The organism is Sphingomonas sp. (assembly GCF_019242355.1).
GTDB lineage: Bacteria > Pseudomonadota > Alphaproteobacteria > Sphingomonadales > Sphingomonadaceae > Sphingomicrobium.
This window is the reverse complement of the sequence record NZ_JAFAVR010000123.1, coordinates 1-11,808: the sequence shown is the minus strand read 5'-3', so window position 1 is coordinate 11,808 and position 11,808 is coordinate 1. Positions and strand designations below refer to the sequence as shown.

Genomic DNA, 11,808 nt, shown 5'->3' with positions numbered 1-11,808 from the left:
GGCATCAGCCGAGCGCTTTTTTATGATTGTTCATCCGAACAGCCCGTGCATGAACCAGACCGGCAGACCGCCGCGTCCATCGCCGACCAGCCCCTCGCGGTAGATCCAGTAACGCCGCCCCTCGGCATCCTCGACCCGGTAATAATCGCGCAGCCGAGCCGACGACGGCTGCCGCCACCACTCCGGCGCGATCCGCTCCGGTCCCTCGACCCGGGCAATGTCATGCACTGCCCGCCGCCACCGGAACCGCCGCGGCATGCCTTCGGGCGTCGCATAAATAACGTCGATGGATTCGGGGCGATCGAGGAGTCGCTGTGGCCGATTGCGGCTTGGCCTTTCAACTGCAGGGGAAGGGAAGATGGCGGCCCGCCACCCGCTCGTCCGCTCCGGCAAATGGCTTGCCACCGGCTGCGGCCGGCGCACTGCCCGCTCACCAAGCTTCACAGTCAGCCGGTCGACCAGCCGCGCGACGTCGCGCTCGCCCGACGGTTCATCGACCAGGCTCTCCTGACCGGCCCCCAGCATTTCGCTCCACGCCGCTTCCAGCACGAAGGCATCGAACCCGAAGCCCGGGTCGAGCGCCGCCGCTTTCTCGGCCAGCAGCCGCTGCAGGTGCTTGGGCTCGCGGCTGGGAATCGTCGTTGCCACCGACGCTGTCGCAACGCTGCCGTCGACCCGGAAGCCGTGCAGCGCCAGTCGCCGCGCGCCGAGGTGCCGTTCCTGCAATTGGCGCACCAACTCCGGGATCAGCCGTTCGAGCGCCTGGCCCGCCGCTTCGACATGAGTCGCCGGCTCCTCCAGCCGAAGCGCCGCCCGGGGCGCTGGCTCGGCCCGAACCGCCGTCAGCGGCTCCGGCTTGCGCCCAAGTGCACGGTCGAGTGCATCGACGACGTCCTGCGCGCCCCTGAACCGCCGCGCCAATGCAAGCCGCGGGACGCCGATCAACGCGCCGATCGTCTTCAGCCCGAGCCGCTCAAGCGTCCGGACCGTGTCGGGATCGAGCCGCAGGGCGGAAACGGACAGCGGCGAGAGGCTCGTCGCGACGTTGCCTTCGCAAATGCCTGGCCGCTGATGGGCCAGCGCCCAGGCCGCACCGGCGGTCGGTGCAACCGCGACGCGTACCGACAGGCCAAGCGCCGCAAAGCGCGCCGCCACATCCGCGACCAGCCCGCGTTCACCGCCGAACAGATGCGCGACTCCGCCAATGTCCAGCCGAAGCCCGTCCGCGCCATCCACCTCGACCAGTGGCGACCAGCGGCCAGCCCATTCGGCAAGCCTTGCCACCAACGCTGCATCGCCATCCGGATCGGCCGCAACCGCGACCAGCGCTGGATCGAGCGCCCGCGCATCGGTCAGCCGCGCGCCGGTTCGTGCCCCGCGGCCGGCGGCGGCATGCGTCACTGCATGAATGATCGGACCATGCGTGCCCTCGGCGGTGAGGACGACTGGACTGTCAGGCTCGCAATTGCTCGTTTTCGCCCAGCGCTCGATCGCCAGGCCCGGCAACCAGATGGAAAGAACCCTCATGGCGCGCGACCGTCCACCGCCCCGGCGGCATGCCCCGCGCCCGGAACAGCTCGGCGTCCCATGCCGATGCACCCGGAGAGCGCGGATCGAGTTCGTTCGGCTGCGACGGCACGCTTGCGATCCGCCAGCGCATGCGCGCGCCGCTGAGGTTGGCATGACCCCCCAGCCGGATCAGGAAGGCGGCCACGCCGGACCGCTCCGAAGCGACCGCAAGCCGCCGGGTCGCGGTGAAGTCGAGCGCGCGCGGGTCGCCCCACAATTCGCCGATGACGCAGGAAAGGGCGCTGCATCTCAGTCCCTCCTCCATCGCCCACAAGGCGTCGCGGGCATCGCGCGCCTCGACATGGATGAGGTCCCCGCACGCCCCCTCAAGCATCGGCAGCCCGGGCGGATAGACGCGCCCGCTTTCCAGGATCGCCATCCGGTCCTGCACCCACAGCAGCGGCTTGCCCATGGCCACCTGGGCCAGCAGGAACCCCGCCCAGCCGGCGTCGCGCGGGTGCGCCGCGAACAGCTCGGACAGGGTCGGCTGCGGCGCTTCGGGCAAACGCCAGGCCTCGCCCGTCCCCAAGGGAAAGGAACGATATTCCACCGGTCCGAAGCGCGCAGCGACAGCTCCGCCGGCGACCAGGGACAAGTCTCCTGCCACACGACTCACAACGTTCTTGTTCTATCTTTGTTCTTATCCAGCGAGTCCCGACGAAGAGTCAATGCAGCGACTCGGGCGGTAGTGGGTCACTTGACCCACTACCTTCGGGCCGGCCCTTTCGTGACTAGGCCATTCGTGCCAGTATCCCAGGAATGGCTAAACTCATGCTGCTCCTATTCGGCGCGCTGATCGCCATCGGCGCCGCACCCTCTTCATATGCGGAGGGTCAGGTATGGCAGTACAAAACGCGGCCTCAGGATGTCGGTTCGCTCCTCAAGATCCAGAAGATCGAAGCAAGCCGCACCGGCACCATCTACCATATCTCCCTAATCGGAATTCACATCCGGCCTGGCGAAGTATCTGTGCTTCAACACGCTCCAGTGTCGCAGCAAACGCTCGACGCAAGCGTCACTCAAAGAGTCCCCGACCCAGGCACCTTCCCGGACGCTTCTGGCGGGATTGCAGAATGGCGGCAGGCGCACGGCGGTGTCTTCACAATCTCGATCTCGCAGATCGCCGATGTCATTACCCAGACCGTCGCTACCCAACAGCCTGAATCTCCTCAGCACCCGACCTGATCGCTGACGAGCCTCGCTCAGGTCGGCGACCGGCCCTCTGTGTCGTGCAGGAAAATCCCGATCTCGCGCGCCACACGCTGCGTCGCCCGCCGCGAAATGCCGAACGCCATATGACCGCAGCCGATCTCGACCGCCTTGTCGCGTTCGTCGTCGAGCCCGCGCGCGGCGCGCCTGGCGACGATCCCGTCACGCCGCGACCAGATCGCCAGCGTCGGCACCGGCGGCTTGTCGGCATGATGCGGGACCGGCGGTGAGTGGACCGGGTGACCGGTCACCCATTCATACAGACGCCAGACGTTATTCTGGTGCGGATCGCCGGAAAAGGGCGAACCCAGCGTCACCACCGCCCGGACCATCCCTGGCACCTCGCGCGCCAGCTCGCGGGCGAACAGGCCGCCGAGGCTCCAGCCGACGAGCAGCACCGGTTGCCCGTCATGGACGGCTTCCAGCCGGCTCTTCAGGTCGCGGATCACCTCCAGGTGCGCGCCCTTGTTGAGCCCCAGCTCCCACGGATAGGTCCGCCAACCGCGCCGCGCGAGCGAACGCCGAAGCTCCATGCAGGTTCGGTCGCTCGCCAGGAACCCGGGGATCACCAGCGCCGGCGGCCCATCCTCCGGCCCGCGCGGCCCGTTGTCGCCGAAACCGTGCCAGAACCGCCCGAACAGCGACCCGGCCTCCGCATAGCGAAGCCAGGCAGGAGGCGGCTTGTCGTCGCCGGTGAAGCGCGGCGGCCTAGAGATACTCGCTTCCCATCAGCTCCTGCAGCGCGACCGGGAGCTTCACCCGCCCGTCCACCGTCTGGTGGTTCTCCAGCAGCGGCACCAGGATGCGCGGGCTGGCCAGCGCCGTATTGTTCAGCGTGTGCGCGAACCGCACCTTGCCGTCGCTGCCGCGGTACCGGATGTTCGCCCGCCGCGCCTGCCAGTCGTGAAGCGTCGAGCAGCTATGGGTCTCGCGATACTTGCCAAGGCTCGGCACCCAGCTCTCGATGTCGTTCATCCGGTACTTGCCGAGGCCCATGTCCCCGGTCGACGTCTCGATCACCTGATAGGGGATCTCCATCGCCCTCAGCATCTGCTCGGCAAGGTCGAGGAGCTTGGCATGCCATTCCGCCGACTGCGCCTCGTCCGCCTCGCAGATCACATATTGCTCGACCTTGACGAACTGGTGGACGCGCAGCAGCCCGCGCACGTCCTTGCCCGCGCTCCCCGCCTCGCGACGGAAGCAGGGCGAGTAGCCGGCATAGAGCACCGGCAGCTGCGCCCCCTCGATGATCTCGCCCGAATGGAGCGAGGTCAGAACCACCTCGGCCGTTCCCGCCAGCCACAAATCGTCGTTGGGCAGCTGGTACGTCTCGTCCCTGTGCCCCGGGAACTGCCCCTGGTTCAGGAAGGCCTGCTCGCGAGCGATCGCCGGCACCGTGATCGGCGTGAAGCCGGCCCCCGCGATCCGCTCCAGCGCCCAGCTCATCAGCTTGGTCTCGAGCAGCGCCAGCCGCCCCTTCAGGCAATAGGTCCGGCTTCCCGAGACCTGCGTCACCCGCGACAGCTCGGCCCACCCGTTCTTCTCGATCAGGGCGACATGGTCGAGCGGCTCGAAGTCGAACTGCGGCGGAGTGCCTTCGGTGCGAATGACGGTGTTAAAGCTCTCGTCCGGCCCGACCGGAGCGCCGCCATAGGGCAGACCCGGCAGCTTGAGCTGCATGGCCTTGAGCTCGGCCTCCTTGGCCGAAAGCTCGCCCTCCAGCGCACCCGCTCTTGCGCCGGCCTCCCTGGCCTGCCGCCCAAGCTCCGCTTTTTCCTCGGGGCTTGCGTCCTTGAATCTGGCGCTGACCGCATTGCGTTCGGCACGCAGCCGCTCGATCTCCGACTTGCCCGCGCGCACCTCCGCGTCGAGCGCCAGCAGCGCGCCAAGGTCGACGTCGACATTTTTGACCAGGATCGCGCGCTCGACTTCCGCGCGATTGGCCCTCACGAAATCCAGGCTCAGCATCGGCGCTGCCTAGCCGAAGCTAGTCGAAGTGCAACCGGCGGTACTTGCCACGAAAGAACAGCAAGGGGTCGAGGCCCGCATCGAAGCTCGCCTTCACCACCTGCCCGACCAGGATGTGGTGGTCGCCGCCGTCATAAACCGCGAAGCGCTCGCATTCGAACACGCACAGCGAATCACCCAGGATCGGCGCGCCGCTCTCTCCCCGCGACCATGGCGTGCAGCCGAACCGGTCCTCTCCCCGCGTCGAAAAGGTGATCGACGCCGGTTGCTGCCCGGTCTGCAGCACGTTGATCGCGAAATTCCCCGCTCCGACCAGCGCCTCCGCCGTCGCCGCCTGCTTGTGGATGCACACCAGCAGCAGCGGCGGTTCGAGGGATACCGAAGTAAAGCTGTTGACCGTCAGCCCCGCCGGGCCCCCCTTCTCGTCGAGCGCCGTCACGACCGTTACGCCCGTCGCGAAGCAGCCGAGCGCATCGCGCAAGGTCCGCGGGTCGTGCCCGCTGCGATATTCGCCCTTGGTCGCGGCTTCCGCCATGTCTCCAGCCTATAGCGCAGGGCGGCTACAGCGCCAGCAACTCCTCCGGAGTCAGCGCCAGCACCTCGGCCACCGTGTCATCCAGCGATTTTGAGACCAGATACCGCGGCTGGAACGCGTCATGCCTATAGGGCGTGTTCACCGCCTTGCCGGCCGAGAAGGGCAGCCGCTCGACGGCATCGCTCTCCAGGCTGAAATGCGCCTCGCCGAAACTCGACGCCAATCCGGCGCCGAGGATCTTCAGCTCGCCCTTTTCCATCGCCAGCCCGAATTCGACGCTGTGCCAGTAGATGCGCGCCATGCGGTGCCCCTCGCCGGCGGCAATGGCCGCGCCGCCAAGATGGCCGACATGCTCGACCATCGCCGCGAACTCGTGATGGGCCAGCATCGGGATGTGCCCGAACAGGTCGTGGAAGCAGTCGGGCGCCTCGAGATAGTCGAGCTGCTCGCGGCGCCGGATGAAATTGCCGACTGGGAACACCCGCTCCGTCAGCATCGCGAAGAAGACGTCGTCCGGCACCAGCCCCGGCACCGCAACCGTCCGCCAGCCCGTCCGCGGCTCCAGGATCGCGTTGAGCTCGCCAAGCTCGGGAATGCCCGGGTGGTCGAGCCGAAGCAGGTCGATGCCGTCGAGGAACTCGGACACGACCCGGCTGCCGAGCAGCTCCACCTGTCGCCCGAACAGCAGGTCCCAGACGGCATGGTCCTCGTCGCTGAACTCGTTCCACCCCTGGGGCACCAGATAGTCGCGCCAATGCTCGACCGGCTTCCTCTGCGCTTGCATCTGCATGTCGAAAATCCTTGGAATGGAGCAACAAAAAACCCGCCGGGCGGTGGCCGGGCGGGCTGGAGGCTGGTGAACTGTCGCTTGTCGCGCTTCAGCTCATCCCAACCTCCTCTGGATAATAATAGCCCGCCGTGGCTGCCGGAGCAGCGCGGTCGGCAATCGGGGCGAGCGTCGTCGTCATTTCGGCCATCATTGTGAATCCTGCCGCCTGAACGGTCAATGTCCGCGTTCGGTTGCTATCCGGAAGCGCAATCGCTCCGCCGCAAGCTCGCGCGCGCTGTCCCTCGGCAGGCCGAGCGACTCCGCGAACGCGCCGCCAAGCAGCGAATCGCCGAGCGCCGACAGGACCAGCCCAAGCGTGTTCTCCGCCACTCGTTCCTCGGCATGGCCGACGCTCAATTGCGCGACCAGCCCGCGCAGCGACTCCAGTACGGGATCGAGAGCGTCGCGGTTACCGGTCAGGATCATCCATGCCGCAAGCGCTCCTCCCCCTTCGCGGCCGAACGCGTCGAAAGTCCCGTCGACGACCTCGCGAACATCCGCCTCGCCGGCCCGCGCCCGCTCAACCGCTTCGGCGATGGTTCCCCTGACCCGGTCGCCGATCGATCGCACGAGCGCCGCCTGCAGGCCGGCCGCCGACCCGAAATGGTGAAGCAGGTTGGCATGAGTCCGCCCGATCTCGGCGGCCACCGCCTTCAGGGTCACCGCCTGCGGCCCATGCTCCAGCAACAGCCTGCGCGCCGCTTCCAGTGCCACGGCGCGGCTTTCTTCCGAGCCGAGGCGAGTTCGTCTTATTGACATCAGTGTTAATAAACCTATCTGTCCGTCATGGCTACGACGATCCTCGCTGCGCCGGAAGAGCTGCGCATCACCCCCCGCGACCGCCGCTTCGGCCGCTCCGCATCCACGCCGCGCTTGTGGCACGGCGGCCGGGTCGAGGCGACCGCGATCTATAACGCGCTCTCGACGACCTTCCCCGCAGGAGAAGCCTTTTTCGTCGAGAGCGTGCGCGCGTTTCGCGACGGCGCGCCGCCGCGCCTCGCGCAGGAGATCAAGGCCTTCACGACACAGGAGGCGATCCACAGCCGCGAGCATGACGCCTTCAACCGCCGCGCCGCCGATGCGGGCTATGACCTGACGACGCTCGAGGTGCGGGTCAACCAGCGTCTCGCCTTGACCAGGGGCCGGCCGCCGATCGTCAGCCTCGCCGCGACCATGGCGCTGGAGCATTTCACCGCGATCCTCGCGCATGAACTGCTCGCGGATCCCCGCCACCTCGATGGCGCCGACCGGGAGGCCGCCGACCTCTGGCGCTGGCACGCCTGCGAGGAGATCGAGCACAAGGGTGTCGCCTACGACACCTGGCTCAATGCAACCAAGGGCTGGACCCGCTGGAAACGGTGGAGCCTGAAGGCCAGGATCATGCTCATCATCACCGAGCATTTCGTCCTCGACCGAACCCGCGGCGCGCTCGAGCTGATGCGGCAGGACGGGGTCACTGGCGCCAGGGCCTGGACCAGCCTCCTGGCCTATCTGTGGGTTCGCCCCGGCATGTTCCGCAAGATCGCGGGCGCGTGGGCGGGCTTCTTCCTTCCCGGCTTCCACCCGTGGAACGTCGACGACCGCGGACTACTGGCCGCCTATGACGGGAGCGCTCCGGCGCCGAGCGGCGTCAAGAAGGTTCGCGGCGCCGCCTAAGCGGCGACGATGCTGACGGGCGTCCCCGTGCGCAGCGTGTTGGCGATGGTGCAGTTCGCGGCCGCGGACTCGATCAATTGGGCGGGATCGCCGCCATCGGCGAGGGTGACACTCACCCGCATCTCGATTTCTCGAGCGACAGTGGGCTGGCCGTGAAAGTCGATCAGCACGCGGACGTCGAGGTCCTCGATCTCAACCCCCAGCTCCTCGGCCACGTACTGAAGGTCGTTGCAGTAACAGGCCCCCAACGACAGGGCGAGCAGCTGGCCGCCGTTGAAACCACCGCCCCCGCCTCCAGCGCGGCCTTCGGGCCGGTCGGCGATGACGCAATGGACGCCCGACTGCCCGACCGCCGCTCGCGTTCCCGGCAGCCGGCGATAGCTCGCCTCCAGCTCAAGCATCTTCGCCTCCGGCAATCGCATCGATCGCCACGGCGAGCTTGCGATCGCGCTCCGTTACGCCGCCCACATTATGGCTGGTCAGCCGGAAATCCACCCGGTTCCACACGCTGGTGAACTCGGGGTGGTGGTCGGCCTTCTCGGCATGAAGCGCCACCCGGGTCAGGAAACCGAACGCCTCGCTGAAATCCTTGAACCGGAACGTGCGCAGCAGCGCCTGGCCGCCCTCGTCCATTGTCCAGCCGTCGGGAATGTCCACGTCGCAAGCCTTCCTCTGTCCTACACCTGCCCCTTTCGCCTAAGCCGTGGCCGATGACCAGATCGCCCCTTTCCGATAGCCCGCCCGCGCCCTCGCGTGCGCGCCCGCGTCCCACGCGCGCGCGTTAGTGGGACCTTTGTGACCTTCCGTGCCCTTGAAATGACTGGAGCGGAGGCGCAGGTGACCCTCGCAAAGGAGAGCGACATGGCTACGCAACTCGCCGAGAAGTCCGGAATTCTCGGCCTCGAGAACCCGATGGGCACCGACGGCTTCGAGTTTGTCGAATATACCGCCCCCGACATCGAGCTACTGCGCTCGCTTTTCACGAAGATGGGCTTCCCCGAGGTTGCGCGCCACAAGTCGAAGAATGTCACCCTCCACAAGCAGGGCGACTGCAACTTCATCATCAATGCCGAGCCCGGCTCCTACGCGGAGGATTATGCCAGGGCCCACGGCCCCAGCGCCTGCGCGATGGCCTTCCGGGTCAAGGATGCGAAAGCCGCTCATGCGCGCGCGCTGCAACTGGGCGCGACCAGCGTCGAGGTCAGCAAGGCAGACGGCGAGCTCGACATCCCGGCGATCGAGGGGATCGGCGGATCGCGCCTATTCTTCGTCGACCGCTACGGCGACGGCGGCTCCATCTACGATGTCGATTTCGACTGGCATCCCGACTGGCAGCAGCGGATGGCCGAAGCGGATTCGAAGCTCACCTATATCGACCACCTCACCCATAACGTGAACCGCGGCCGGATGAGCGTTTGGGCCGACTTCTATGAGCGGCTCTTCAACTTCCGCGAAATCCGATACTTCGACATCGAGGGCAAGCAGACCGGCCTGTTCTCCAAGGCGATGACCAGTCCCTGCGGCAAGATCCGCATCCCCTTGAACGAGAGCCAGGACGACAAGAGCCAGATCGAGGAGTTCCTGCGCGAGTACAAGGGCGAGGGCATCCAGCACATCGCGCTCGGCACTTCGGACATTTACGACAGCGTCGACACCATCCGCGGCCGCGGCATTCCCTTCCAGGACACGCCCGACACTTATTACGAGCTGCTTCCCGAGCGCATCAAAGGCCACGAGGAGTCGATCCCCGAGCTCGAGAAGCGCCGCATCCTGATGGACGGCGCCCCGACCGAGGGCCAGGGCCTGCTGCTGCAGATCTTCACCCAGAACGTCATCGGCCCGATCTTCTTCGAGATCATCCAGCGCAAGGGCAACGAGGGCTTCGGCGAAGGCAATTTCAAGGCGCTGTTTGAATCGATCGAGCTGGATCAAATGCGCAGAGGTGTCCTCTGAGCGTCACCGAGAGCAAGCCAAGCGGAGCGCAGCGAGCGCGGCTTGGTCGAGAGATGACGCGACACGGACGGCCTGCGGGCGGCAGCCCGACAGGTCCGACGGCGCGAATTTACTTCGCGACGGTATTGCCTGAACGGTCGTCGCTGTGACCGAAGCCTATATCTGCGACTACGTCCGCACGCCGATCGGCCGCTACGGCGGCGCGCTGGCGCACGTCCGTGCCGATGACCTCGCCGCGATTCCGATCAAGGCGCTGATCGACAGCAACCCGGGCGTCGACTGGGGTCAGGTGGACGACGTGATCCTCGGCTGCGCCAACCAGGCGGGCGAGGACAATCGCAACCTCGCGCGGATGGCCGGGCTGCTCGCCGGGCTTCCCGACAGCTCGGGGGGAGTCACTCTCAACCGCCTGTGCGGCTCCGGGCTCGACGCGGTGGCGATGGCGGCGCGTTCCATCCGGGGCGGCGAGTCCGACCTCATCATCGCCGGCGGCTCCGAGAGCATGAGCCGCGCGCCCTTCGTCATGCCCAAGGCCGAGACGGCGTTCAGCCGCCACGCCGAAGTGCACGACACGACCATCGGCTGGCGCTTCGTCAACCCGAAGATGAAGGACGCCTACGGCGACGACACCATGCCGAGCACGGCGGAAAATGTGGCCCAGGAGTTCCAGATCAGTCGCGAGGACCAGGACGCCTTTGCCTGCCGAAGCCAGGAACGGACCGCCGCCGCCCAGGAAAGCGGCCGCCTCGCCGCTGAGATCGTCCCAGTTGCCATCCCGCAGCGCAAGGGCGATCCGATCCTCGTCGAGCGTGACGAGCATCCGCGGCAGACGACGATGGAGGCGCTCGGCAGGCTGAGGCCGATCGTCCGTGCCGACGGCACCGTCACCGCGGGCAACGCCTCAGGCGTCAACGACGGTGCCGCGGCGATCATCGTGGCTTCGGAGCAGGCGGCTCGGCGCAACGGGCTGGTTCCCCGGGCGCGCGTGCTCGGCGCGGCCGTCGCCGGAGTGCCACCGCGCATCATGGGCATCGGGCCCGCGCCGGCTTCGCAGAAGCTCACGAAGCGCCTTGGCCTCAGGATCGAGGATTTCGATGTCATCGAGCTCAATGAAGCCTTCGCCGCCCAGGGCCTCGCCGTCCTCCGGCAGCTCGGGCTTCCCGACGATTCGGCTCGGGTGAACCCCAACGGCGGAGCCATCGCGCTGGGCCATCCGCTCGGCATGTCGGGCGCGCGCCTCGCGCTGACCGCAACCCACGAACTTCACGTGAGCGGCGGCAAGCTCGCGCTCGCCACCATGTGCATTGGCGTTGGCCAGGGAATCGCATTGGCGCTGGAGCGGGTGTAAACTCTCGACCGTGAGCGGCACCGCCACCATCGACGAACCAGCGATCCTCGCCGTTCTCGACCAGGTCCCGGATCCCGAGATCCCCGTCCTGTCGATCACCGACCTCGGCATCGTCCGCGGCTTCGCAGTCGACCCGCCCCGAGTGCAGGTGACCCCCACCTACACCGGCTGCCCGGCCACCATCGCCATCGAGGCATCGATTCGGCAGGCGCTCGATGCGGCCGGGTTCGGTGACGTCGCCATCGAGCGCGTTATCTCCCCGCCCTGGACCACGGATTGGATCAGCGAGCGGGGCAAGGAGCGGCTTGAGGCTTATGGCATCGCCCCGCCGTCGCCGTCACGAACTGCGGGCTGCCCGCAATGCGGCTCGACGGACACCGAGGAAATCAGCCGCTTCGGCGCCACGCCCTGCAAGGCCCAGTGGCGCTGCAAATCCTGTCTGGAGCCGTTCGAGCGCTTCAAGTGCCACTAGGGCACTAGCTCACCATTCGGCGAAGCTGCCGTCCTTGTTACGGAAGATCGGGTTGCGCCAGCGGTGGCGGTTCTTGTCGGTCTCGCGCACCGCGGCTTCGTCGATGTCGACACCGAGTCCCGGCCCTTCCGGCACCGGCAGGTAGCCGTCGATGGGCGTCAGCGCTTCCTTGTTGGTGCAGAAGTTCAGCAGGTCATGCCCGCCGGTGTTGTAGTGAATGCCAAGGCTGATCTCCTGGATCGCATGGTTCGGCGTGCAGGCGGCGATCT

Annotated in this window: 15 protein-coding genes; 5 read left to right on the top strand and 10 right to left on the bottom strand. The window is 67.1% G+C overall.

Features of this window, described 5'->3' with window-relative positions; translation table 11 throughout:
- Nucleotides 1–30: 30 nt before the first annotated feature.
- Both JOZ79_RS05880 and JOZ79_RS05875 read right to left on the bottom strand, forming a co-directional pair.
- The gene (locus tag JOZ79_RS05880) at nucleotides 31–1,527 is read right to left on the bottom strand and encodes a DNA polymerase Y family protein (RefSeq protein WP_294071895.1); all 1,497 of its coding nucleotides are present in this window, start codon (nucleotides 1,525–1,527) and stop codon (nucleotides 31–33) included.
- The gene (locus tag JOZ79_RS05875) at nucleotides 1,454–2,185 is read right to left on the bottom strand and encodes a recA-like protein (protein WP_294071892.1); all 732 of its coding nucleotides are present in this window, start codon (nucleotides 2,183–2,185) and stop codon (nucleotides 1,454–1,456) included. Before JOZ79_RS05875 ends, JOZ79_RS05880 begins: the two co-directional genes overlap by 74 nt.
- A 155-nt stretch (nucleotides 2,186–2,340) precedes the next feature.
- On the opposite strand from JOZ79_RS05875, the gene JOZ79_RS05870 reads away from it, so the two are divergent.
- On the top strand, nucleotides 2,341–2,754 hold the full coding sequence (locus JOZ79_RS05870; RefSeq protein WP_294071889.1) for a hypothetical protein: 414 nt from the start codon (nucleotides 2,341–2,343) through the stop codon (nucleotides 2,752–2,754).
- A 17-nt stretch (nucleotides 2,755–2,771) separates the two neighbouring features.
- On the opposite strand, the gene JOZ79_RS05865 is transcribed toward JOZ79_RS05870, so the two are convergent.
- The 5 genes from JOZ79_RS05865 to JOZ79_RS05845 all read right to left on the bottom strand — a co-directional run bounded on the left by JOZ79_RS05865 (nucleotide 2,772) and on the right by JOZ79_RS05845 (nucleotide 6,869).
- On the bottom strand, nucleotides 2,772–3,347 hold the full coding sequence (locus tag JOZ79_RS05865; protein ID WP_294071886.1) for an alpha/beta fold hydrolase: 576 nt from the start codon (nucleotides 3,345–3,347) through the stop codon (nucleotides 2,772–2,774).
- A 139-nt stretch (nucleotides 3,348–3,486) separates the two neighbouring features.
- Nucleotides 3,487–4,746: a serine--tRNA ligase gene (gene serS, locus JOZ79_RS05860; RefSeq protein ID WP_294071883.1), complete on the bottom strand. Its 1,260-nt coding sequence runs from the start codon at nucleotides 4,744–4,746 to the stop codon at nucleotides 3,487–3,489.
- Nucleotides 4,747–4,765: 19 nt separating this feature from the next.
- Nucleotides 4,766–5,281 (bottom strand): flavin reductase family protein, encoded by a 516-nt coding sequence (locus JOZ79_RS05855; RefSeq protein WP_294071880.1) that lies wholly within the window; start codon nucleotides 5,279–5,281, stop codon nucleotides 4,766–4,768.
- 25 nt (nucleotides 5,282–5,306) lie between these two features.
- Nucleotides 5,307–6,071, bottom strand: a complete 765-nt coding sequence (locus JOZ79_RS05850; protein WP_294071877.1) for a phenylalanine 4-monooxygenase — start codon at nucleotides 6,069–6,071, stop codon at nucleotides 5,307–5,309.
- Nucleotides 6,072–6,284: 213 nt separating this feature from the next.
- The gene (locus JOZ79_RS05845) at nucleotides 6,285–6,869 is read right to left on the bottom strand and encodes a TetR/AcrR family transcriptional regulator (protein ID WP_294071874.1); all 585 of its coding nucleotides are present in this window, start codon (nucleotides 6,867–6,869) and stop codon (nucleotides 6,285–6,287) included.
- 27 nt (nucleotides 6,870–6,896) lie between these two features.
- Between JOZ79_RS05845 and JOZ79_RS05840 the strand changes: the two genes are divergently transcribed.
- Nucleotides 6,897–7,766 carry a metal-dependent hydrolase gene (locus tag JOZ79_RS05840; protein ID WP_294071871.1) on the top strand — a complete coding sequence of 290 codons (870 nt, stop codon included), beginning with the start codon at nucleotides 6,897–6,899 and terminating at the stop codon, nucleotides 7,764–7,766.
- Here JOZ79_RS05840 and JOZ79_RS05835 read toward each other — a convergent pair.
- Both JOZ79_RS05835 and JOZ79_RS05830 read right to left on the bottom strand, forming a co-directional pair.
- Nucleotides 7,763–8,167: an OsmC family protein gene (locus JOZ79_RS05835; RefSeq protein ID WP_294071868.1), complete on the bottom strand. Its 405-nt coding sequence runs from the start codon at nucleotides 8,165–8,167 to the stop codon at nucleotides 7,763–7,765. The two genes, JOZ79_RS05840 and JOZ79_RS05835, sit on opposite strands and share 4 nt — an antisense overlap.
- Complete coding sequence (locus tag JOZ79_RS05830; protein ID WP_366514796.1) at nucleotides 8,160–8,423, bottom strand: 4a-hydroxytetrahydrobiopterin dehydratase; 264 nt, start codon at nucleotides 8,421–8,423, stop codon at nucleotides 8,160–8,162. The genes JOZ79_RS05835 and JOZ79_RS05830 overlap by 8 nt, the downstream gene beginning before the upstream one ends.
- A 204-nt stretch (nucleotides 8,424–8,627) precedes the next feature.
- On the opposite strand from JOZ79_RS05830, the gene hppD reads away from it, so the two are divergent.
- The 3 genes from hppD (at nucleotide 8,628) to paaD (ending at nucleotide 11,539) form a co-directional block, all read left to right on the top strand.
- On the top strand, nucleotides 8,628–9,719 hold the full coding sequence (hppD, locus tag JOZ79_RS05825; RefSeq protein WP_294071865.1) for a 4-hydroxyphenylpyruvate dioxygenase: 1,092 nt from the start codon (nucleotides 8,628–8,630) through the stop codon (nucleotides 9,717–9,719).
- Between the two features lie 145 nt (nucleotides 9,720–9,864).
- Nucleotides 9,865–11,067, top strand: a complete 1,203-nt coding sequence (gene pcaF, locus JOZ79_RS05820) for a 3-oxoadipyl-CoA thiolase (protein WP_294071862.1) — start codon at nucleotides 9,865–9,867, stop codon at nucleotides 11,065–11,067.
- Between the two features lie 10 nt (nucleotides 11,068–11,077).
- Nucleotides 11,078–11,539, top strand: coding sequence for a 1,2-phenylacetyl-CoA epoxidase subunit PaaD (gene paaD, locus JOZ79_RS05815; protein ID WP_294071860.1), 462 nt, complete (start codon nucleotides 11,078–11,080; stop codon nucleotides 11,537–11,539).
- A 9-nt stretch (nucleotides 11,540–11,548) separates the two neighbouring features.
- On the opposite strand, the gene JOZ79_RS05810 is transcribed toward paaD, so the two are convergent.
- Nucleotides 11,549–11,808: enolase C-terminal domain-like protein (locus JOZ79_RS05810; RefSeq protein WP_294071857.1), on the bottom strand; the 260-nt coding region annotated here is incomplete at its 5' end.

Coding starts and splice junctions, on each gene's coding strand:
- serS (WP_294071883.1), bottom strand. CDS start 4,746: ATGCTGAGCCTGGATTTCGTGAGGGCCAATCGCGCGGAAGTCGAGCGC.
- JOZ79_RS05840 (WP_294071871.1), top strand. CDS start 6,897: ATGGCTACGACGATCCTCGCTGCGCCGGAAGAGCTGCGCATCACCCCC.
- JOZ79_RS05850 (WP_294071877.1), bottom strand. CDS start 6,071: ATGCAGATGCAAGCGCAGAGGAAGCCGGTCGAGCATTGGCGCGACTAT.
- JOZ79_RS05835 (WP_294071868.1), bottom strand. CDS start 8,167: ATGCTTGAGCTGGAGGCGAGCTATCGCCGGCTGCCGGGAACGCGAGCG.
- JOZ79_RS05870 (WP_294071889.1), top strand. CDS start 2,341: ATGCTGCTCCTATTCGGCGCGCTGATCGCCATCGGCGCCGCACCCTCT.
- hppD (WP_294071865.1), top strand. CDS start 8,628: ATGGCTACGCAACTCGCCGAGAAGTCCGGAATTCTCGGCCTCGAGAAC.
- JOZ79_RS05880 (WP_294071895.1), bottom strand. CDS start 1,527: ATGAGGGTTCTTTCCATCTGGTTGCCGGGCCTGGCGATCGAGCGCTGG.
- JOZ79_RS05845 (WP_294071874.1), bottom strand. CDS start 6,869: ATGTCAATAAGACGAACTCGCCTCGGCTCGGAAGAAAGCCGCGCCGTG.
- JOZ79_RS05855 (WP_294071880.1), bottom strand. CDS start 5,281: ATGGCGGAAGCCGCGACCAAGGGCGAATATCGCAGCGGGCACGACCCG.